The organism is Streptococcus oralis, assembly GCF_965111685.1.
Lineage (GTDB): Bacteria > Bacillota > Bacilli > Lactobacillales > Streptococcaceae > Streptococcus > Streptococcus oralis_B.
Genome location: NZ_OZ217340.1, coordinates 105,433 through 124,859, shown reverse-complemented (window position 1 = coordinate 124,859; position 19,427 = coordinate 105,433). Strand labels below are relative to the sequence as shown.

Here is a 19,427-nt window from a genome sequence, read left to right as displayed (position 1 = left end):
TGTTCCTCCTATTTGAAATAACGTTTTACCATAGGTAATTGCATCACATTGATATAAATATGGATCGCTCCTACAAGCAAGAAGGCTAGTAACTGAATCTCTCCTGTCAATAAAGAAAAGATAGCAATCAAAAAATAGAGACCTGGTAAGACATACTGATTTAATTGGAATAAAATTCGAAAACTTTGTTCCAAATTAGCCTGACGCTCCCCTTCATCATAGGAGTTTACGTAGTCCAAGACATCCTTTGGTGTAGAGAAAAATGCCAAATCAAACTGGCGAACGATCGCAATGGTCTTATAGAGATATTTTTGAGCACTGAAAATCATCACTAATGCCAAAAAAGAAAGAGATAAGGTTAGGTGGCTTACATTTAGTACAATTACTTCACTTCCTGAAATGAATAGAGCCAAAAAAATCGCTACGCCTGCACTATTAAAAGCAATAGTTCCAAACTCGAGATTACGATACATTTGTACATAATAGGTTTCATTCAGATCATCATCCATTTCCTCTTGATACAAGGAGTGAAATTTTCTGCTTTTCTTTAAGAAATCGAAAGTCAAAAACATACTAATGAAACCTAACAGTAAACAAATAGATGATATCCATGGAATCACGGTTTTGACATCTAAAATGGTTCCATAGTTTTCGGTATAGGCCTTAAACATCCCTGCAAACATGCCCAAGAAGCCTCCCAAGATCAAAGCCATTAAAAATAACAATCCACGTTTCTTTTTCATATTCATACTCTTTCTAAACTAAACCAATCCAACTAACCACTGACCAAATGCTTTCCCTGATTCAAAAATAGCTGTCAAACCTTCTGCTCCAAGCGACACCAAAAGCAAACAAACAACAGATAAGAGAATAGCTTGGTTTCTTGCTTTTTTTGCTCCATCTCCCAATGGCTCATTCCCAAGCCAACCTGCTAGATAGGCATAGAGAGTTACTGTTATAATCCCAATCTCCGTAGAAGAGAGAAACAACAAGAATGTCACCAAACGAACGATATTGGCTTGAATGTTAAAATAATTTCCTAAACCTGCACAAACACCGGCAAATTCTTTGTTCTCAGTATCGACTTGAAAACCCGCTAAAAACTCTTTCATAACTTTTCTCCTTTTACGACCTCTTTAAACTTTATCTTTCTCTCTACCCATCTAAAGACTAATAGTAGCACTATATTAATCCAGAAGAGGTATTTACTTTCAACAATTGTAAACCAACCAAATAGACTTCCAATCATAACAAAGATATTTGCAATAAACACAAGAATACTAAGATAATAAATCACTTTATACTTATTCATTCCTCATCCTCCTCTATACGAAATACCGACTCGACTGGTTCATTAAATATCTTCGAAATCTTCAGGGCAATCACAACTGATGGGGTGTATTCGTCCCGTTCTAGTAAGCTAATGGTCTGTCTGGAAACCCCTGCCAGCTTGGCTAGTTCGGTCTGATTGAGACCATCGCGAGCCCGAAGCTCTTTTAAACGATTTTTAAGCATTCCTTTCTCCTTTTCTCTTAACTTGCTTACATTGTAACACATCTTTTTCTTTTTGACAATTATATTTGTCAAAAAGTTTATGATTTTTGTCATTTTGCAAAATAAAAAGGTCAGGAATGTTTTCCTGACCAGTTTTTCTACCATTAAAAGCCTAATTTTTCAAAGATTTCTGAGAAGCTTTGGCTAATAGCATCAAGCGACACTTGAACTTCTTCTCGTGTTTGGTTATTCTTGACCTTGACGTGTCCGCTTTCGACTTCACTTTCACCTAGGGTAATGAGAGTCTTAGCCGCAAAGACATCGGCGGACTTGAACTGAGCTTTAAGCTTCCGGTTGAGGTAATCACGCTCTGCTTTGAAACCTTGTTGGCGAAGAGCATGTACCAACTCCAAGGCCTTAACATTTGCTCCTTCACCCAAGACTGCGATATAGACATCTAGAGCGTTTTCGATAGGGAGAGTCACACCTTGCTTTTCAAGAATGAGAAGCAGGCGCTCTACACCAAGTCCAAAGCCAAAGCCTGCAGTTTCAGGGCCACCAAAGTAGGCAACCAAACCATCGTAGCGACCACCCGCACAGACCGTCAAGTCATTGCCCTCAATCTCAGTGATAAACTCGAAAATGGTGTGGTTGTAGTAGTCCAGACCACGCACCATATTGGTATCAATGATGTAATCTACTCCAAGATTTTCCAACATCTGACGCACAGCATCAAAGTGAGCTTGGCTTTCTGCATCAAGGAAATCCAAGATAGACGGCGCATTCTCCACTGCCACCTTGTCTTCTTTTTCCTTAGAGTCTAAAACACGAAGAGGATTTTCCTCCAAACGACGTTGGCTATCCTTAGACAAGGTCTCCTTGAGTGGTGTCAAATAGTCGATCAAGGCCTGACGATAGGCCGCACGGCTCTCAGGATTTCCAAGAGTATTGAGATGCAATTTGACACCTTGAATGCCGATTTCTTTCAAGAAGTGAGCTGCCATAGCTATGGTTTCCACATCGGTAGCTGGATTGCTAGAACCAAAGCACTCAACACCGATCTGGTGGAACTGGCGCAAACGTCCTGCTTGCGGACGCTCATAACGGAACATAGGACCCATGTAATAGAACTTACTTGGCTTTTGCACTTCTGGAGCAAAGAGTTTATTTTCCACATAGGAACGGACAACGGGCGCAGTTCCTTCTGGACGAAGAGTTATATGGCGGTCACCCTTGTCATAGAAATCGTACATTTCCTTGGTTACGATATCCGTTGTATCTCCGACAGAGCGACTGATGACCTCGTAATGCTCAAAAATAGGCGTACGCACTTCTGCATAGTTATAGCGCTTGAAAATTTCACGGGCAAAGCCCTCAACGTACTGCCACTTAGCAGACTCAGCAGGTAAAATATCCTGCGTTCCTTTTGGTTTTTGTAATTTCATAGGGAATCCTCTTTAAACTTAATAGTCTTATTTTACCATAAATAGAGGGATTAAAACAGTGAGAAAAAATTAGGATTCAAATATCATTTTTGAGATTAAGACTTGTCAAAAGGATAGCCAGCAAAGAAAGACCAACAAATAAGATCCAAGTCAACTGCATATTCCATACGGCTACAAGTGAAAAGCAGGCTGTTCCCACAGGTATGGATAAGGTAAACAATAGACCTAAAAAATTACTGGTACGAGCTAGAACCTCTGGAGCTAGATTTTTCATGAGCATAGTACTAATCTTTGGTTGAACTTTACCAGACACATACAGAGTTAGAAAGAGGAATAGCAAACCAAGCACGACTTGATTGAATACATTCGCCAGACCAACTAAACTAAGTCCTACGGTCGCCCACATCATCAATCTAGGCAGGGACTGCTTCCCAAAATAATCATTGCCTGTAAGGCTACTGACGATAAGTGCTAATAAAATACAGGATTGCTCGATAAATAACGCCTCTGTGTAAGAAAAGTTTAAAAGAGAATGGTTCAAAAAGAAGATATTATAAATGCCTCCCAAAGCACCACCCAAGGCATTGATAAGCAAGACAGCAAAGAGCATAAAACCAAAGTTTTTCTGTCCACTTTTAAGAAAAACAAGGCGTAAATTTCGATAAATCGTTAGAAATTGGTCTTTGATAGAAAGCTTCTCATTTTTTAGGATTTCACCATCAGCAGATGAAATCGACAGGCTTAATTTGCTTTTTCCTAAAAAGAGAATAGCCGCTGATACTAGGAAAAAACAGGCATTGATTCCCGCAACGAGAGAAAAATTATTGATCGATAGCCCTAAGAGCCAGACTCCGAAAGCTTGACCACCAATAGCTGAAATATAGGTGATAAACTGGGAAAAAGAATAAGCCTCCATCAAATCATTTTCAGCTACCTTTTCCTTAATAAGAGGCATGCGCAAACCACCAGCAAAATCACTGATTATATCACTAATGACATTGATTAAACACAGGCTAGAAAAGGCAAATAAACTAGCTTGCTGAACAACTAAAGCTACTAGAAAAAATAAAACTGCCTGAAACAAACCGCTGTAGACCATCCATTTGACCTTGTCCCTCGTGTAATCTGCCCGAATCCCTACAAAAACTGTAAAGAGAGTCGGAAGAATCATCACAATATTTGCTACAGCAACCGCAAAAGATGCTTGTGGCAAGGTCGATGCATAGACGATAAATACCAGGTTAAAAATCGAAGCACCAAAAGCATTGAAGAATCGTGACAAAGTCAACAGTCGATAAGCTTGATTTCTAAACAATAATTTCATAGAAAATCTCCCTTCTTGCTCTAAGTTCTATATGAAGTATGACTACAGTATAGCACTTATGAATTAGCGAAAAAATTTTTTGAATATATGCAACACACAAAATAATAAAAAAGCGATAGAACTCCTTTAATGACCTGAAAGAGGTCTGGAGTTCTATCGCTTCAAATTTTAAATCATTTTCTTAATTTGCAGATATTCAACAATCAGGCGTGTTTCTATAGTATTCGGCAGATTTGTTACAACCAAGCATCTCAAAAATACGGACAGCATCTTCCATCTTTTTTTGTCCTTCCTTAACTCTGCCTTGCTTGCTATCAAGGAGACCTTCCGCCCACAAATAGACAATTCGGAAATAGGTCTCGTTTTCCTTGTAGAAATGTTCTTCGATAACACGTTTAAAATAATAGGCATTGGTAAATTCTTCACACTCAATGCTAGCCAAAAATCCATTTAGTAGCATCGTATGAAAAAGGTTTCGGTTTCCCTTCGTCTCCATTAGAAAATCGGATTTGCGTACCATCTCTCTAACATACCTAGTGAAAAGAGAAACAGATAAGAGATTTGAACTGACTGAGAACAAATTGAGTTCATAGTTCCCCCAAATCTCGGTAGAAAACAAGTAATCGTGAAGGACTTTTCCTTCCTCTGCTGTTAACTCTACCGTTTCATCCATGCCCTTCATATAAGACTTGATCATAATGGCATTTAGAATATGTTTCTGTTTGTTTTGAGAATGGGCATGCTTTTGATACTCCTTATGATACAAATCCTCAAGAGGTGCTATGTTCTTTGGGTCCAAGATATCTGTGATTTCTTTTCTCAACTCAGAATCTGTATCATACTGAAAACCTCTCGCTAGAAAGAGGATTTCCTCCACACTCGCAGATATATTTTCTAGGGCAAACAAAAACTTTTCCACCGAAAGTTCACTCTGACCTGTTTCAAATCGGGACAACATGGACGGCGAAAATTGTCCCCCAGTCGCCTGTCTCAGCGAGATATTTCTTGACTCTCGTAATTGTCTAAAGACTTTTCCAATCTGCTCCATAGACTTCCCCTTAATTGAGTATTTTCTTCATTTTATCATATTTTTCAGAAAATTCATCAAAAACTTGCCAAATTGTCAGAATTATGAGAAAATAGAGGATATTTATCACGTGGAGGGACTGTTATGAGAGACGATATCAAAATCAATGACCGCGCTTTGGCCTTACAAGACCAAATTATCGAAAAACTAGAGAAGGTTTTTGATACAGATGTGGAATTGGATGTTTACAATCTAGGATTGATTTATGAAATCACTCTAGATGAAACAGGTCTCTGTAAGATTGTCATGACCTTCACCGATACTGCCTGTGATTGCGCCGAAAGCCTGCCTATCGAAATCGTCGCAGGTCTAAAACAAATCGAGGGTATCGAAGATGTCAAGGTTGAAGTCACTTGGTCTCCTGCCTGGAAGATTACACGAATCAGTCGCTACGGACGCATTGCCCTTGGACTACCACCTCGTTAAGCAGGCAAATCACTTTTGAAGATAAAAAGAAGCAAGCCGAAGATGGCTTGCTTTTTGATACTCAATGAAAATCAAAGAGCAAACTAGGAAACTAGCCGCAGGCTGTACTTGAGTACGGCAAGGCGACGTTGACGTGGTTTGAATTTGATTTTCGAAGAGTATGAGTTTATTTTTTACCTGACTTGTCCATATTCCAAAAGTCTGTCACGGCTCCGCGTGAAGCAGATGATACGATGTGGGCATATTTACCGAGGACACCACGGCTGTAAAGTGGTGGCAAGGTTGTTTCTGCCTTGCGTTTTTCAAGTTCTTCTTCGGATACGGCCATAGAAATTTCTTTGGTATCTTGGTCAACCGTAACGATATCACCTGTACGAAGGTAAGCAATCGGTCCACCATCCTGAGCTTCAGGGGCAATATGTCCGACAACCAGACCATATGTACCACCAGAGAAACGTCCGTCTGTCAAGAGGGCAACCTTGTCTCCCTGACCTTTACCAACGATCATGGATGAAAGTGACAGCATCTCAGGCATACCAGGACCACCCTTAGGTCCAACGAAACGAACAACGACAACATCGCCATCAACGATTTCATCTGTCAGAACAGCCTGGATAGCATCTTCTTCTGAGTCAAAGACCTTAGCTGGTCCAACGTGACGACGCACTTTAACACCTGATACTTTAGCAACCGCGCCATCAGGGGCAAGGTTCCCGTTCAAGATAATAAGCGGACCGTCTGCACGTTTTGGATTTTCAAGTGGCATAATGACTTTTTGACCTGGTGTGAGGTCTGCAAAGTCGGTCAAGTTTTCAGCAACTGTCTTACCAGTACATGTGATACGGTCTCCGTGGAGGAAACCATTCGCCAGCAAGTACTTCATAACTGCAGGCACACCACCGACTTCATAGAGGTCTTGGAAGACATACTGACCAGAAGGTTTCAAGTCGGCCAAGTGAGGAACGCGCTCTTGAATCGTATTGAAGTCCTCAAGTGACAAGTCAACATTAGCCGCATGGGCAATAGCGAGTAAGTGAAGAGTGGCATTTGTAGAACCACCGAGAGCCATTGTCACAGTAATAGCATCTTCAAAGGCTTCACGAGTCAAGATATCTGAAGGTTTGAGTCCGAGCTCCAGCATCTTAACAACAGCACGTCCTGCTGCTTCGATATCTTCTTTCTTGTCAGCTGATTCAGCTGGGTGAGATGAAGAGCCTGGCAAGCTCATCCCTAGAACTTCGATAGCAGTCGCCATGGTATTAGCTGTGTACATACCACCACAACCACCAGGGCCAGGACAGGCATTACATTCAAGACGTTTCACGTCCTCAGCTGTCATGTCACCGTGGTTCCATTTTCCGATTCCCTCAAAGACAGAAACCAAGTCAATGTCTTTGCCATCAAGATTTCCCGGTGCAATGGTTCCACCATAGGCGAAAATAGCTGGAATATCCATATTGGCAATAGCAATCATAGAACCAGGCATGTTCTTGTCACAGCCACCGATAGCGACAAAGGCATCCACGTTGTGACCACCCATCGCAGCCTCAATAGAGTCCGCAATGATATCACGAGATGTCAAAGAGAAACGCATACCAGGCGTTCCCATGGCAATCCCGTCCGCTACGGTAATGGTACCAAACTGAACAGGCCAAGCACCTGCCGATTTGATACCCTCTTTAGCCAATTTTCCGAAATCATGCAAGTGAATGTTACATGGTGTATTTTCCGCCCAAGTCGAAATCACTCCCACAATCGGTGTTTCAAAGTCCTTATCTGTCATACCAGTCGCACGAAGCATGGCACGGTTTGGTGATTTAACCATGCTGTCATAAATGCTACTGCGGTGACGTTTATCTAATTCAGTCATCTTATCCCTCCCATTTCAGTTTTTACTATTATAGCACATTTTAAAGGCAATGAACAGAAGAAAATTCTTGAATTTTCAGAAAATTTCGATTAATTTGATTGAATGACTTCTAATTTTTTCATCTTTTTTTGTCAAGTAACTTTACTTTACAAAAAAAATGTGTTATCCTAGTATGGTTGATGAAAATCACTAGATTGAATCGAATTTAAATACCTAAAGGAGAAATCAAAATGGCAGTACCTGCACGTCGCACTTCAAAAGCGAAGAAAAACAAACGTCGTACACACTACAAAGTAACAGCTCCATCTGTAAACTTTGACGAAACTACTGGAGATTACTCACGTTCTCACCGCGTATCACTTAAAGGATACTACAAAGGACGTAAGATCGCTAAAGCTGCATCAGCTGAATAATAGAAGGGAGATACCATGCGCGTAAATATTACACTTGAACACAAAGAATCTGGTGAACGCTTGTACCTTACTTCTAAAAACAAACGTAACACTCCAGACCGTCTTCAATTGAAGAAATACTCACCAAAACTTCGCAAACACGTTGTGTTTACAGAGGTTAAATAAGCATAACTCAAAACGCCTTACTGGGCGTTTTTTGCTTTATTGGTTAGCAATCTATAGCTTTTCAGGAGAGATTTATGACATTTTATCTTTGGATGTTCCCTCTACTCTTTATCTTTCACGATATGGAAGAAATTATCGGTCTTGTCCCTTGGATTCATCTCAACGAAACCTTGCTGGCTCAAAAGGCTCCAGCTATTCTCAAGATTCACAAAGGAATTACAACAGAGGGATTTGCCCTTGCTGTTTTTGAGGAGTTTATCATTGTCTTATCCATCACTTTATTAGCGTATTTTACTCAATCTAGAGCGCTCGAATTAGTTTGGTTAGGAGGATTTGTGGCCTTTGCACTCCATCTCTTGCTCCATATTGGACAATCAATTCTTCTCCGTAAGTATATCCCTGCTCTCATCACTTCTATCCTTTGTTTTCCTGTCAGTGCTTATTTGATTACAGACATCGTGCATTTGTGGCAGGTTTCGACTAGCGAATTTTTCCTATTTTCACTGGTCGGTTCAGGCATCGTCGTCATCAATCTCCTCTTTGCTCTCTGGCTTGGGAAAAAGTATTCCACCTGGCTCATCCATTACCATTAACGAAAGTTCCTTGCAATTTCAATTTGCAGGGAATTTTTTTATCCTCCTTCACAGTTAAGAAGTGTTCTATAGTTTTTTAGGCTCCATAATATTTGTAGTGGGTAAATCCCCTATAGATATTATGGAGCCTACTTTGTTGTAGAAAAAAAGTCCCATAAAATCTATAATGAAGAGTGACAAAACAACTCATTAGAAAGAATCATATGGAACCATTACATTTTATCTCAAAACTGCTCGATATCAAAGACCCTAATATCCAAATTATGGATGTCGTTAATAGGGATACCCACAAAGAAATCATCGCTAAACTGGACTACGAGGCCCCATCTTGTCCTGATTGCGGAAATCAAATGAAGAATATGACTTCCAAAAACTGTCTAAGATTCCTTACCTCGAAACAACTGGTATGCCTACCAGAATTCTTATGAAAAGCGTCGTTTCAAGTGCTATCACTGCTCGAAAATGATGGCCACTGAGGCTCCTCTAGTAAAGAAAAATCATCAAATCCCTCGTATTATCAATCAAAAGATTGCTCAGAAGTCGATTGAAAAGACTTCTATGACCGACATTGCCCATCAGCTTTCCATTTCAACTGTCATTCGCAAGCTTAATGACTTCCACTTTAAGCATGATTTTTCTCATCTTCCTGAGATTATGTCTTGGGATGTTGAAACAGTTAGGGGAGTGACTGTTTCAATCGGGAGATGAAGATGAGTTTCATTGCGCAAGATTTTAAAAAGCTCGATATCATCACTGTCCTTGAGGGAAGAACACAAGCTGTCATCCGAAATCACTTTCTGCGATACGATAGAGCCGTTCGCTGTCAGGTGAAACTCATTACGATGAATATGTTTAGCACTTACTATGCCTTGGCTAGCCAACTTCGCTTTCAAATTTCTAGACTCAGGCTGAAACAGTCTCCCAGACTGTTTCACTCCCAAACGCTAAAATCGTTCTAGATCGTTTCCATATTGTACAACATCTAAGCCGTGCTATGAGTCGTGTGCGTGTCCAAATTATGAATCAGTTTGATAGAAGATCGCACGAATATAAAGCACTGAAACGTTACTGGAAACTCATTCAACAGGATAACTATACGCTGAGCAGTAAACGATTTTATCGTCCAACATTTCAGTCGCATTTAACCAATAAAGAAATCCTAGACAAGCTTTTGAGCTATTCAGAAGACTTGAAACACCACTATCAGCTCTTGCTTTTTCACTTTCAGAATAAAGAGCCTGACAAATTTTTCGGACTTATTGAGGACAATCTAAAGCAGGTTCATCCTCTTTTTCAGACTGTATTTAAGACATTTCTCAAAGATAAAGAGAAAATCGTCAACGCTCTCCCATTACCCTATTCCAACGCCAAATTGGAAGCCACTAATAATCTCATCAAACTCATCAAGCGCAATGCCTTTGGTTTTCGGGACTTTGAAAACTTCAAAAAACGGATTTTTATCACTCTGAACATCAAAAAAGAAAGGACGAAATTCGTCCTTTCTAGATCTTAGCTGACTTCAACCCACTACAGTTGACAAAGAGCTGATTTTCTAGGCCTTTTTAGCATATTTAAAACCACAATTAGAATCGCTTATAATTTCTCAACATCCTTCACAAAACTTCTATGAACAGTACCACAATTTTGACAAATTTCATGATAGAGGGCAATACCTCCTGAAACGAATTTAGCCTCTTCACTGACTAATCCTGCATAACCTTTCAGTTGTTTTTTTACGACAAATTGATCAGCACCGCAGTGGGTACAAATTTGATTTTTCATGACTAGACCTCCTCATTTAAGCGGAAAATATCTTCAACGGACATGCCAAAGACGCGTGCGATTTTAAGCGCCATTTCAAGTGAAGGGTTATATCGATTATTCTCTAAGTGGAGAATAGTTTCCCGTCGTACACCAATCTTATCCGCCAATTCTTGCTGGGTCATGCGGGCATCTTCTCGGATGGCTTTTAAGTTTGTTAGAATTTTTCCCATATCTACCCCCTCTTTTCAAATATGAGGAAAAACAGGTCAAAAAACACAATCATGGATGCAGTAAAAATCAAAACCATGCCTGTTCTTAGGGTGAAGGGAAGGAAAAATGTTACTATGCTCAACACTATCAGAGATAGAACTATCAGTACCAGGGTTGTGCAGGCTGCCTTTGCCAAGTTCATATAGAAACGCTCGTCTGCTTGTTCATCAACTTTTTTTAATGCAAAATAGAGAAAGCAAAGAATGAGGACAAACAAGCCAGAACCTAGAAAAAGGTGTTTCAGCCAGATAGGACTAGTAGCTGGTGTGATTATCCAGATACCTTTAGTGTAAATGGCCATAGCGGTAAATAAGGTCATACCATATAACTTCTCTGTCAGTCCAAAATACTTTTCCTCGTCTTCTTGAGATTGTGCCTTGGAAACAAGCCAGAAAATAAGTCCTTGCATGGTAATCGTGACTAGAAAAACAGTGTGTTTTATCCAGGGGGAATTACTTGGCGGAGTTAATAGCCACAGTAGTAGCATAACAGGTAACCAAGTCCAAATTAACCATTTTTTGATGTGTTTCATCTTATTCTTCTTTCCTGTCTTTAAAGTAGAAGGCAGAAAATCCAATGGCACTACCGATAATTGGTGTAAGGCTAATCAATATTTTAGCCAAAAGACTGAGGTTTGTAGCTAGAAAAACGTAGCTAATAATGGAAAGATTAGTCATCAGTGTCGAAATGATGAGCCCTATTTTTTGTGATTTAAACATGATGTGTTCCTCCTTTGTTAGAAATAGTTCACATTGAACAGTAAAATTTTTAGGCTTGTGCCTAATGGCAGATTTTCTTGTGAGAAAGGATTGGTGACCGTAGCATTTGTTATAAATATCTCACCTCTATGTTATAATTATATCACATTAAAAAAGAGAATACAAGTATTAAATCAAAAGATATTTTCTAATCTTTTCTCAATCAGACAAAATTCATCCAGAAGAATGGTTTAAGCAAGAAAAAAGCCCAGAAACGTTGGTTTCAGGCTCTATAATTTCTGTAGTGGGTAAACCCACTGTAGGAATTATGGAGTCTATTTTGTTGTAGAAAAAAGCCCCATAAGATCTATAATGAAAAAGTGACCAAACCTTCATTAGAAAGAATCTTATGGAACAATTAAATTTTATCACAAACATACTTGGAATGAATGACAAAAATATTATTATCTTAGATTATCTTGATACTGGAACGCATAAAGAAGTCATTGCTAAGCTCGATTATCCTGCCTCTAAATGTCACAACTGTCAAGGACAAATGGCTAAATATGACTTCCAAAAAGAATCCAAAATCCCCTACCTCGAATGTGCTCTCATTCGATTGAGAAAACGCCGTTTCCGCTGTACAGACTGTGGAAAAATAGCCGTCGCAGAGACTTCCTTAGTCAAGAAGAATCACCAGATCTCAACCATCGTCAAACAGAAAATCACTCAAAAATTGATTGAGAAAATCCCTATGACAGCTATCTCCGAAAGTTTATCTGTCTCCACTTCGACAGTTACATAAATTCAAATTTAAGACTGATCTTAACCACCTTCCAGAACACTTGAGTTGGGATGTGGAAACAGTCAGGGAAGTGACTGTTTCAATCGGCAGATAGAGATGAGTTTTATTGCACAGGACTACGATACAAGAAAGATCCTAGCTATCTTAGATGGACGAACTCAAGCAACTATTCGCAATCATTTCCTCCGGTATTCTAGACAGGTAAGAAGTCGCGTGAAAGTCATTACCATGGACATGTTTAGTCCCTACTATGACTTGGCTAAACAACTTCGCTTTCGAATTTCTAGGCTCAGGCTGAAACAGTCTCCCAGACTGTTTCACTCCCAAACGCTAAAATTGTTCTCGATCGCTTTCATATTATCCAGCATCTCAGTCGAGCAATGAATCGCGTACGCATCCAAATTATGAATCAGTTTGATAGAAGATCGCACGAATATAAAGCACTGAAACGTTACTGGAAACTCATTCAACAGGATAACTATAAGCTGAGCAGTAAACGATTTTATCGTCCAACATTTCAGTCGCATTTAACCAATAAAGAGATTCTTGAAAAACTTCTCTCTTACTCTCAAGATCTTAGAGATCGCTATGAACTCTATCAGCTTTTACTCTTTCATTTTCAAGAGAAGCACGCTGATTATTTCTTTGAATTAATCAAGGAAACTATTTCTTCTGTCAATCCAATCTTCCAGACCATTTTTAGGACCTTTTTGAGAGATCAGGATAAGATCATTAATGCACTTGTACTTCCCTACTCAAACGCAAAACTTGAGGCCACAAATATCCTCATCAAAGTCATTAAGCGAAATGCTTTTGGCTTCCGGAACTTTGAAAATTTTAAAACGAGAATTCTCATTGCTTTGAATATCAAAAAGGAGAGAACCAATTTGGTCCTCTCCAGGTTGTGACTTTTTATCAACCCACTACAGTTGACAAAGAACCGTTTTTCAAGACAAAGCAAAAAGCCCACTGTTGTAGGCTTTCTGTAAGATATTTCTTAAAATTAAAGCATTTTGTTGTAGAATTCAACGACAAGTGCTTCGTTGATTTCTGGGTTGATTTCGTCGCGTTCTGGCAAGCGTGTCAATGAACCTTCCAATTTTTCAGCGTCGAATGATACGAATGCTGGACGTCCAAGAGTAGCTTCTACTGCCTCAAGGATTGCTGGAACTTTCAATGATTTTTCACGAACTGAGATCACTTGACCTGGAGTTACGCGGTATGATGGGATATCAACGCGTTTTCCGTCAACAAGGATGTGACCGTGGTTTACGAATTGACGAGCTTGACGACGAGTAGTCGCAAGGCCAAGACGGTAAACAACGTTATCCAAACGACGTTCCAAAAGAAGCATGAAGTTGAAACCTAGGATTCCGCCTTTGATTTTTGTAGCTTGTACGAACAAGTTACGGAATTGTTTTTCACCTACACCGTAAGTGAAACGAAGTTTTTGTTTTTCAGCCAATTGCAAACCGTATTCTGACAATTTAGAACGGTTGTTTGGTCCGTGTTGTCCTGGTACGTAGTTACGACGTGCCAATTCTTTACCTGTACCTGTAAGCGAAAGGCCAAGGCGACGAGCTTGTTTCCAAGATGGTCCTGTATAACGTGACATGTGTATGTCCTCCTGATATAAATAATATTTCGGTGGAAATAGTCACTTAGAAAGCCCTGATTCGTGCAGATGCCCTTCGCCTAAACAGCCAAGGTTACTTGTCATAAGACACCTGTTGACGAGCTTCATGCTTTCCTGCTGCTATTTCACACAAAGGCTATTGTACCATGAAAAGCTAGATTTGTAAAGGGATTTTACGCCTTTATTTCAAATTGAGGCTGAATGTAAACTTGCTTCCTAAGCCATACTGACTTTCTGCTGTGATTTCGCCACCAAGCTGATGGGCTAGTTCGCGTGCGATCGCAAGACCTAAGCCATGCCCACCTGTCTTCATATTGCGCGAAGTTTCTACACGATAAAGTCGTTTAAAGATCTTTTCCAAATCCTCAGGATGAATCCCCTGACCCTCGTCTTTCACACTGATTGTTAGCTCTTGTTCTGTTAATTGGGCAAGAACCTCGATTCTGGTTCCTGGTTCTGAATATTTAAAGGCATTGTTTAACAAATTGACTAAAATGCGAGAAAGTTTGTCAGAATGGCTCTTGATTTTCGCCGACTCAGGTGATACTTGAATGTAAACATCCCGCTCCTCTTGTTCAATCTGGAGTTGAAATTCACTCATGGACTCAATCAATAGCTGATCTAAAAAGACCTCTTCGACTTCTTCATCAGCAGTTTCTTGAGGTTGTGTATTGAGAGTCAAAACATCCAATTCCTCTACTAGCTTGTTTAGACGCTCAGTTTGCCGACCAATCGTGGCTAAGTAGTGGAGCCGCTCCTCTTCCTTGATCACTCCATCTAGAATTCCCTCCACAGTAACCTGAATGGAGGTAATGGGAGTTTTAATATCGTGAGAGAGCTGCGCAATCATTATTCTCTTTTCTTGCTCACTCTCATCAAGTGATTGAAAGGTAGCCTGCAAATTGTGGGACATGTCATTAAAAGCCTGTCCCAGCTCTTGAAATTCTAATGGTCCTTTGGTTTCAATTTCTGTGCTGAAATCCTTGCTGGCTATATCCTGTGCTTGTTTTTTCAAATGTTTCAGAGAAGAGAACACAGGCGACAAAAGAAAGATGCTCACTGCAGCGCCAATGAAACTAGCAATCAAGGTCATTCCAACTAAAAAGTAAACTTCACTTTTCTCGATCAACATTCGTTGGACTGCCCAGAAAACGACCAAAATCGTTAGTAGAGTCGACACTAGGTACCCCACTAAAATATAGTTTTTTAATTTCATTTTCTACCTCTTGGTTTTTCCATCTTATAGCCCAAACCCCAGACAGTTTTGATAGCAGGAGCATTTGAATTTGTATACTTGGTCAACTCTTGCCTCAAAGCATGGATATGAACATTGAGTGTATTGGTGTCATCCACATAGTCCTCTTGCCATACTTTCTCGTAAAGTTCCGTCTTTGAAAAGACTCTCTCAGGATTGCTGGCTAATACCCATAGAAGTTCAAAGGATTTTACTGTCAATTCCAAAGGTTGATCCCCAATGCGAACCTCATGAGTCACATGGTTGATCACCAAGTCACCAAATTCGATCTGTTCGGTCTCTCTTCCACGGCTAAGGCGACGCAAGATATTATTTACTCTTAAAACCAATTCGCGTGGGCTAAAGGGTTTGACTATAAAATCATCTGCCCCCAAACTTAATCCATAAATCTTATCCTGTTCGCTTGTCTTAGCAGTTGTAAAGAGGAAGGGTTGATCCGGAGCGATATACTGAACTTCACTGATAAAATCATAACCGTCCATATTGGGCATCATGATATCTGTGATAATGAGGTCAATAGATTTTTTTCTGAAAAGTTCTAATCCCTCCTTACCATCATGGGCGACCAAAACATCGTAACCTGCCTGTATAAGATAGCGGTTTTGAATATCTAGAATATCTATCTCATCATCAACCATCAAAATTGTCTTTTTCATCTGACACTCCTTCGATAAAAACAGTGTTATACTTGCTTTAGTATAACACTATTTTCTCTAATGTTTAAGTGATTTGAATCTTAATCTTCTCGTTTGGTTGTCAAACCCAAAAGTCCAACAAGACCTGCCAAGGCTAGACCAAAGATACCAAGGCCAGCTGTAGCCGTTTTAGCTTCCCCAGTATTTGGTAGCATCGCTTTATCATCTTTTTTCATCATATTAGTCATTGGGCTAGAAGCTGGTTGATCGACCTCCATATCTGACATATGGTGATTTGTATCCATCATACTCTCAGTCGTACCTGTAGAGCCTGCTTCAGAAGGCTTCGTATTCATCTGATCTGGTTGAGATGGCATTGTCGCCATTTCTTTCATATCTGACATATGGTGATTTGTACCCATCATACCATCAGTCGTGCCTTTAGAGCCTGTTTCAGAAGGCTTCGTATTCATCTGACCTGATTGAGATGGTGTTGTCGCCATTTCTTTTCCACGAAGCTGAATCGTTACTTGACGAGTTGCGATAAGATTGGTCAAATCTGGTTTTCCATCTTTAGAACCATACACTTTGACAATAGCTTGGTAAGTGTGAGTGCCATTGGCACGAAGTTGGTCTAGAAGGGCTTGTCCTTCTTTGCCTGTCGTGTTGCCATTCAAATCCACTTCGTAGAAATATTGGCCTTTAGCCAAGCCTTCAAGTGGCAATAGAGCAGGATTTTTAGCTGAACCATTATCTGACCATGGGGCTTTGTCTGAGGCTTTTAACAAGAGGCGAGTCAACATACCATCACCACCGAAAGCTTCGTATGGAATAACCTGGTTGACACCTGCCAAGAATGGACCTGGAACATTTGCTTTTTCAAGGTAGCTAGCTGGAACATCAATGCTATTTTTGATGTTGTTAACAACAGACTCTTTAACCTGATTTGGTGTGGTTGAAGCGTTCAAATTAACAGTCAAATCTTTAGTCGCTACCAGATTAGTTAAGTCAGGCTTGCCATCTTTTGCACCGTACACCTTGATAGTAGCTTTATAGCTTTGTGTACCATTTTGTTTCAAGAGGTCAAGCAGCTCTTTGTCAGATTTTCCTTGAGTGCCTGCCAAGTCTACTTCGTAGAAATAAAGGCCTTTGCCCAATTTCTCTACTGGTGGGAGAGCAGGATTTTTAGCTGAACCATTATCTGACCATGGAGCCTTATCAGATGCTTTCAAGATAAGGCGAGTTAACATGCCATCACCAGCGAAGAATTCGTATGGAATGACTTGATTGACACCAGCTGTAAATGGTCCTGGGAAATTAGCTCTATCCAAGTAAGAAGCTGGGACATCTACTGTGTCTTTAGTGTTGTCAGCCACACCTTTTTGCACTTCAGCTGGAGTGGTCAAACCATTCAAATTAACAGTCAAATCTTTAGTCGCTACCAGATTGCTCAAGTCTGCCTTGCCATCTTTCGCACCGTACACCTTGATAGTAGCTTTATAGCTTTGAGTGCCGTTTTGTTTCAAGAGGTCAAGCAGCTCTTTATCAGATTTTCCTTGGGTGCCTGCCAAGTCTACTTCGTAGAAGTAGAGGCCTTTGCCCAATTTCTCTACTGGTGGGAGAGCAGGGTTTTTAGCTGAGCCGTTGTCTGACCATGGAGCCTTATCGGATGCTTTCAAGATAAGGCGAGTCAACATGCCATCACCAGCGAAAAGTTCGTATGGAATGACTTGGTTGACACCAGCTGTAAATGGTCCTGGGAAATTAGCTCTATCCAAGTAAGAAGCTGGGACATCTACTGTGTCTTTGGTATTGTCAGCCACACCTTTTTGAACTTCAGCTGGAGTGGTCAAACCATTCAAATTAACATCCAAATCCTTAGTCGCTACCAGATTAGTTAAGTCAGGCTTGCCGTCTTTTGCACCGTACACCTTGATGGTAGCTTTATAACTTTGAGTGCCGTTTTGTTTCAAGAGATCTAGAAGCTCTTTATCAGATTTTCCTTGAGTGCCTGCCAAATCTACTTCATAGAAGTAAAGGCCTTTGCCCAATTTTTCTACTGGTGGGAGAGCAGGATTTTTAGCTGAGCCGTTGTCGGACCATGGAGCCTTATCAGATGATTTCAAGATAAGGCGAGTCAACATGCCATCACCAGCGAAGAATTCGTATGGAATGACTTGGTTGACACCAGCTGTAAATGGACCTGGAAAATTGGCTTTGTCAAGGTAGCTAGCTGGGACATCTACTGTATCTTTAGTGTTGTCAGCCACACCTTTTTGCACTTCAGCTGGAGTGGTCGCTGGTTGCGCTTCACTGGCTTCACGGTCTTGTCCAGAAACTGTAGACTCAGAACTTTCCATAGGTTTAACTGCATCTTCTGTTTGTTTCTTAGAGTCAGGTTCTGCTTGCACTTCTTCTTTCGGCGCTACTACAGGCTCTTTAGCAGTTTCGTCCGCTTTTTCTGAAGAGCTTGTCGTATCCACACTTGCTTTAGGTGTTGGAACAGACTGTTCTGAAGGAAGAGCTACATCGACTGCTTTTTTTAGAACCTCTGCTGGTAAGTCGCTCTTTTCACTCACCGAAGCAGCGTCTGGTACGACTTGAGCAGGGGTCGGATTGACGACATCAGCACGTGCAGAACTTGGTTGACCAACTAGGACAAAGAAGCCACTAGCTACAACAACTGAAGCAACACCGACACTGAGACGGCGAATTGACCAACGAGTATATCTCTGATTTGGATTGAATTTCATAGGATTCTCCTTAGAGTTTTCTTTTTTTTGATGACTCTAGTATAATCTCCTAAAATTAAAAAGGATTAAGAAAAAGTTAAAATTTTTCTTAAATCCCTCTTATAAAATACTTATATTAATTTTTTATACGTTCAATTCCGTCAAATTGTCCAAATACTGGTTATTAATGACTGCCAAGATATAGGCATCTGCCCGCAAGAGGTCATTGGGCCCGAATTGGACATCCAGAGGAGCATTTTCGTAGGCACGAAAACCTAATACGTTGAGGTTGTATCGCCCACGTAGATCTAACTGACTGAGGCTTTTACCTACCCATGATTGGGGGATTTTCATCTCGACAATCGATACATTCTTGTCCAACTGAAAGACGTCTACGCTGTTATGAAAGAGGATGGTCTGTGCCAATGAGCGCCCCATTTCAAACTCTGGTGAAATGACTGCGTCTGCACCAATTTTTTCCAACACCTTTTTAGCTGTATGGCTTTTGACCTTGGCAATGACTGTCGGCACTCCTAGACTCTTGCAGTGCATAACCGCGAGAACACTGGACTCCAGATTTTCACCCGTTGCGACGACTACGGTATCACAGGTGTCAATCCCCGCTGATAGAAGGAGTTCTTCATCCGTGATATCTCCAACTACCCCTCGCGCCAACACTGGTTCAAATTGATTGATACGCTCCTCGTGGTCATCAATAGCAATAATATTCATGTCATGCTTGGCTAGGGCAGCCAAAACACTGCTCCCAAAAATTCCCAAGCCTAAAATTCCAATTGTCCGATCTGACATCGTTC

General features: G+C 40.5%; 21 protein-coding genes and 2 pseudogenes. 6 read left to right on the top strand and 17 right to left on the bottom strand.

The features are described 5' to 3' along the window. Positions 1–8: 8 nt before the first annotated feature. From ACLV7H_RS00750 to ACLV7H_RS00720, 7 genes are all read right to left on the bottom strand, one after another. Positions 9–743, bottom strand: a complete 735-nt coding sequence (locus ACLV7H_RS00750) for a DUF3169 family protein (protein ID WP_411866097.1) — start codon at positions 741–743, stop codon at positions 9–11. Positions 744–761: 18 nt separating this feature from the next. Next, positions 762–1,112, bottom strand: coding sequence for a PspC domain-containing protein (locus ACLV7H_RS00745; protein WP_045594075.1), 351 nt, complete (start codon positions 1,110–1,112; stop codon positions 762–764). Beyond that, positions 1,109–1,312: a hypothetical protein gene (locus ACLV7H_RS00740; protein WP_411866096.1), complete on the bottom strand. Its 204-nt coding sequence runs from the start codon at positions 1,310–1,312 to the stop codon at positions 1,109–1,111. Before ACLV7H_RS00740 ends, ACLV7H_RS00745 begins: the two co-directional genes overlap by 4 nt. Continuing rightward, a complete protein-coding gene (locus tag ACLV7H_RS00735; protein ID WP_411866095.1) occupies positions 1,309–1,515 on the bottom strand; it encodes a helix-turn-helix transcriptional regulator in 207 nt (68 codons plus the stop codon). Before ACLV7H_RS00735 ends, ACLV7H_RS00740 begins: the two co-directional genes overlap by 4 nt. Positions 1,516–1,658: 143 nt before the next feature. Then, positions 1,659–2,939, bottom strand: coding sequence for a histidine--tRNA ligase (gene hisS / locus ACLV7H_RS00730; protein ID WP_411866094.1), 1,281 nt, complete (start codon positions 2,937–2,939; stop codon positions 1,659–1,661). A 76-nt stretch (positions 2,940–3,015) separates the two neighbouring features. Beyond that, complete coding sequence (locus tag ACLV7H_RS00725; RefSeq protein WP_411866093.1) at positions 3,016–4,263, bottom strand: transporter; 1,248 nt, start codon at positions 4,261–4,263, stop codon at positions 3,016–3,018. A 196-nt stretch (positions 4,264–4,459) separates the two neighbouring features. Further along, positions 4,460–5,311 carry a helix-turn-helix domain-containing protein gene (locus tag ACLV7H_RS00720; protein WP_045594063.1) on the bottom strand — a complete coding sequence of 284 codons (852 nt, stop codon included), beginning with the start codon at positions 5,309–5,311 and terminating at the stop codon, positions 4,460–4,462. A gap of 123 nt (positions 5,312–5,434) precedes the next feature. Between ACLV7H_RS00720 and ACLV7H_RS00715 the strand changes: the two genes are divergently transcribed. Further along, complete coding sequence (locus ACLV7H_RS00715; RefSeq protein ID WP_045594061.1) at positions 5,435–5,776, top strand: metal-sulfur cluster assembly factor; 342 nt, start codon at positions 5,435–5,437, stop codon at positions 5,774–5,776. Between the two features lie 166 nt (positions 5,777–5,942). Here the strand turns inward: ACLV7H_RS00715 and ilvD are convergent, their stop codons facing one another. Next, positions 5,943–7,646: a dihydroxy-acid dehydratase gene (gene ilvD / locus ACLV7H_RS00710; RefSeq protein ID WP_411866092.1), complete on the bottom strand. Its 1,704-nt coding sequence runs from the start codon at positions 7,644–7,646 to the stop codon at positions 5,943–5,945. Between the two features lie 230 nt (positions 7,647–7,876). On the opposite strand from ilvD, the gene rpmF reads away from it, so the two are divergent. From rpmF to ACLV7H_RS00690, 4 genes and pseudogenes are all read left to right on the top strand, one after another. Beyond that, positions 7,877–8,059, top strand: coding sequence for a 50S ribosomal protein L32 (rpmF, locus tag ACLV7H_RS00705; protein ID WP_000290417.1), 183 nt, complete (start codon positions 7,877–7,879; stop codon positions 8,057–8,059). A 15-nt stretch (positions 8,060–8,074) separates the two neighbouring features. Beyond that, on the top strand, positions 8,075–8,224 hold the full coding sequence (gene rpmG, locus ACLV7H_RS00700; RefSeq protein ID WP_001265622.1) for a 50S ribosomal protein L33: 150 nt from the start codon (positions 8,075–8,077) through the stop codon (positions 8,222–8,224). A gap of 74 nt (positions 8,225–8,298) precedes the next feature. Then, positions 8,299–8,817, top strand: coding sequence for an HXXEE domain-containing protein (locus ACLV7H_RS00695; protein WP_045593931.1), 519 nt, complete (start codon positions 8,299–8,301; stop codon positions 8,815–8,817). A gap of 203 nt (positions 8,818–9,020) precedes the next feature. Beyond that, positions 9,021–10,330 (top strand): annotated as a pseudogene (locus ACLV7H_RS00690) (transposase). A gap of 80 nt (positions 10,331–10,410) precedes the next feature. On the opposite strand, the gene ACLV7H_RS00685 reads toward ACLV7H_RS00690, so the two are convergent. From ACLV7H_RS00685 to ACLV7H_RS00670, 4 genes are read right to left on the bottom strand one after another with little or no spacing between them, the layout of a single operon-like run. Next, positions 10,411–10,599 (bottom strand): hypothetical protein, encoded by a 189-nt coding sequence (locus tag ACLV7H_RS00685; protein ID WP_012000320.1) that lies wholly within the window; start codon positions 10,597–10,599, stop codon positions 10,411–10,413. Positions 10,600–10,601: 2 nt separating this feature from the next. Continuing rightward, on the bottom strand, positions 10,602–10,811 hold the full coding sequence (locus ACLV7H_RS00680; protein ID WP_000516405.1) for a helix-turn-helix transcriptional regulator: 210 nt from the start codon (positions 10,809–10,811) through the stop codon (positions 10,602–10,604). Positions 10,812–10,813: 2 nt separating this feature from the next. Then, positions 10,814–11,383, bottom strand: a complete 570-nt coding sequence (locus tag ACLV7H_RS00675) for a hypothetical protein (protein ID WP_000680531.1) — start codon at positions 11,381–11,383, stop codon at positions 10,814–10,816. A gap of 1 nt (position 11,384) precedes the next feature. Continuing rightward, entirely contained in the window at positions 11,385–11,570 is a 186-nt protein-coding gene (locus tag ACLV7H_RS00670; protein WP_012000319.1) for a hypothetical protein, read from the bottom strand. A 388-nt stretch (positions 11,571–11,958) separates the two neighbouring features. Between ACLV7H_RS00670 and ACLV7H_RS00665 the strand changes: the two are divergent. Next, a pseudogene (locus ACLV7H_RS00665) lies at positions 11,959–13,262 on the top strand (transposase). A gap of 95 nt (positions 13,263–13,357) precedes the next feature. Here ACLV7H_RS00665 and rpsD read toward each other — a convergent pair. The 5 genes from rpsD to ACLV7H_RS00640 form a co-directional block, all read right to left on the bottom strand. Then, on the bottom strand, positions 13,358–13,969 hold the full coding sequence (rpsD, locus tag ACLV7H_RS00660; RefSeq protein ID WP_000092756.1) for a 30S ribosomal protein S4: 612 nt from the start codon (positions 13,967–13,969) through the stop codon (positions 13,358–13,360). A 202-nt stretch (positions 13,970–14,171) separates the two neighbouring features. Next, complete coding sequence (locus ACLV7H_RS00655) at positions 14,172–15,206, bottom strand: sensor histidine kinase (RefSeq protein ID WP_411866091.1); 1,035 nt, start codon at positions 15,204–15,206, stop codon at positions 14,172–14,174. Further along, positions 15,203–15,901, bottom strand: a complete 699-nt coding sequence (locus ACLV7H_RS00650) for a response regulator transcription factor (protein WP_411866090.1) — start codon at positions 15,899–15,901, stop codon at positions 15,203–15,205. Before ACLV7H_RS00650 ends, ACLV7H_RS00655 begins: the two co-directional genes overlap by 4 nt. 80 nt (positions 15,902–15,981) lie before the next feature. Continuing rightward, complete coding sequence (locus ACLV7H_RS00645; protein WP_411866089.1) at positions 15,982–18,633, bottom strand: SSURE domain-containing protein; 2,652 nt, start codon at positions 18,631–18,633, stop codon at positions 15,982–15,984. Between the two features lie 123 nt (positions 18,634–18,756). Continuing rightward, positions 18,757–19,422, bottom strand: a complete 666-nt coding sequence (locus ACLV7H_RS00640) for a potassium channel family protein (RefSeq protein WP_411866088.1) — start codon at positions 19,420–19,422, stop codon at positions 18,757–18,759. Positions 19,423–19,427 lie beyond the last annotated feature (5 nt).

Coding starts and splice junctions, on each gene's coding strand:
- ACLV7H_RS00750 (WP_411866097.1), bottom strand. CDS start 743: ATGAAAAAGAAACGTGGATTGTTATTTTTAATGGCTTTGATCTTGGGA.
- ACLV7H_RS00745 (WP_045594075.1), bottom strand. CDS start 1,112: ATGAAAGAGTTTTTAGCGGGTTTTCAAGTCGATACTGAGAACAAAGAA.
- ACLV7H_RS00740 (WP_411866096.1), bottom strand. CDS start 1,312: ATGAATAAGTATAAAGTGATTTATTATCTTAGTATTCTTGTGTTTATT.
- ACLV7H_RS00735 (WP_411866095.1), bottom strand. CDS start 1,515: ATGCTTAAAAATCGTTTAAAAGAGCTTCGGGCTCGCGATGGTCTCAAT.
- hisS (WP_411866094.1), bottom strand. CDS start 2,939: ATGAAATTACAAAAACCAAAAGGAACGCAGGATATTTTACCTGCTGAG.
- ACLV7H_RS00725 (WP_411866093.1), bottom strand. CDS start 4,263: ATGAAATTATTGTTTAGAAATCAAGCTTATCGACTGTTGACTTTGTCA.
- ACLV7H_RS00720 (WP_045594063.1), bottom strand. CDS start 5,311: ATGGAGCAGATTGGAAAAGTCTTTAGACAATTACGAGAGTCAAGAAAT.
- ACLV7H_RS00715 (WP_045594061.1), top strand. CDS start 5,435: ATGAGAGACGATATCAAAATCAATGACCGCGCTTTGGCCTTACAAGAC.
- ilvD (WP_411866092.1), bottom strand. CDS start 7,646: ATGACTGAATTAGATAAACGTCACCGCAGTAGCATTTATGACAGCATG.
- rpmF (WP_000290417.1), top strand. CDS start 7,877: ATGGCAGTACCTGCACGTCGCACTTCAAAAGCGAAGAAAAACAAACGT.
- rpmG (WP_001265622.1), top strand. CDS start 8,075: ATGCGCGTAAATATTACACTTGAACACAAAGAATCTGGTGAACGCTTG.
- ACLV7H_RS00695 (WP_045593931.1), top strand. CDS start 8,299: ATGACATTTTATCTTTGGATGTTCCCTCTACTCTTTATCTTTCACGAT.
- ACLV7H_RS00685 (WP_012000320.1), bottom strand. CDS start 10,599: ATGAAAAATCAAATTTGTACCCACTGCGGTGCTGATCAATTTGTCGTA.
- ACLV7H_RS00680 (WP_000516405.1), bottom strand. CDS start 10,811: ATGGGAAAAATTCTAACAAACTTAAAAGCCATCCGAGAAGATGCCCGC.
- ACLV7H_RS00675 (WP_000680531.1), bottom strand. CDS start 11,383: ATGAAACACATCAAAAAATGGTTAATTTGGACTTGGTTACCTGTTATG.
- ACLV7H_RS00670 (WP_012000319.1), bottom strand. CDS start 11,570: ATGTTTAAATCACAAAAAATAGGGCTCATCATTTCGACACTGATGACT.
- rpsD (WP_000092756.1), bottom strand. CDS start 13,969: ATGTCACGTTATACAGGACCATCTTGGAAACAAGCTCGTCGCCTTGGC.
- ACLV7H_RS00655 (WP_411866091.1), bottom strand. CDS start 15,206: ATGAAATTAAAAAACTATATTTTAGTGGGGTACCTAGTGTCGACTCTA.
- ACLV7H_RS00650 (WP_411866090.1), bottom strand. CDS start 15,901: ATGAAAAAGACAATTTTGATGGTTGATGATGAGATAGATATTCTAGAT.
- ACLV7H_RS00645 (WP_411866089.1), bottom strand. CDS start 18,633: ATGAAATTCAATCCAAATCAGAGATATACTCGTTGGTCAATTCGCCGT.
- ACLV7H_RS00640 (WP_411866088.1), bottom strand. CDS start 19,422: ATGTCAGATCGGACAATTGGAATTTTAGGCTTGGGAATTTTTGGGAGC.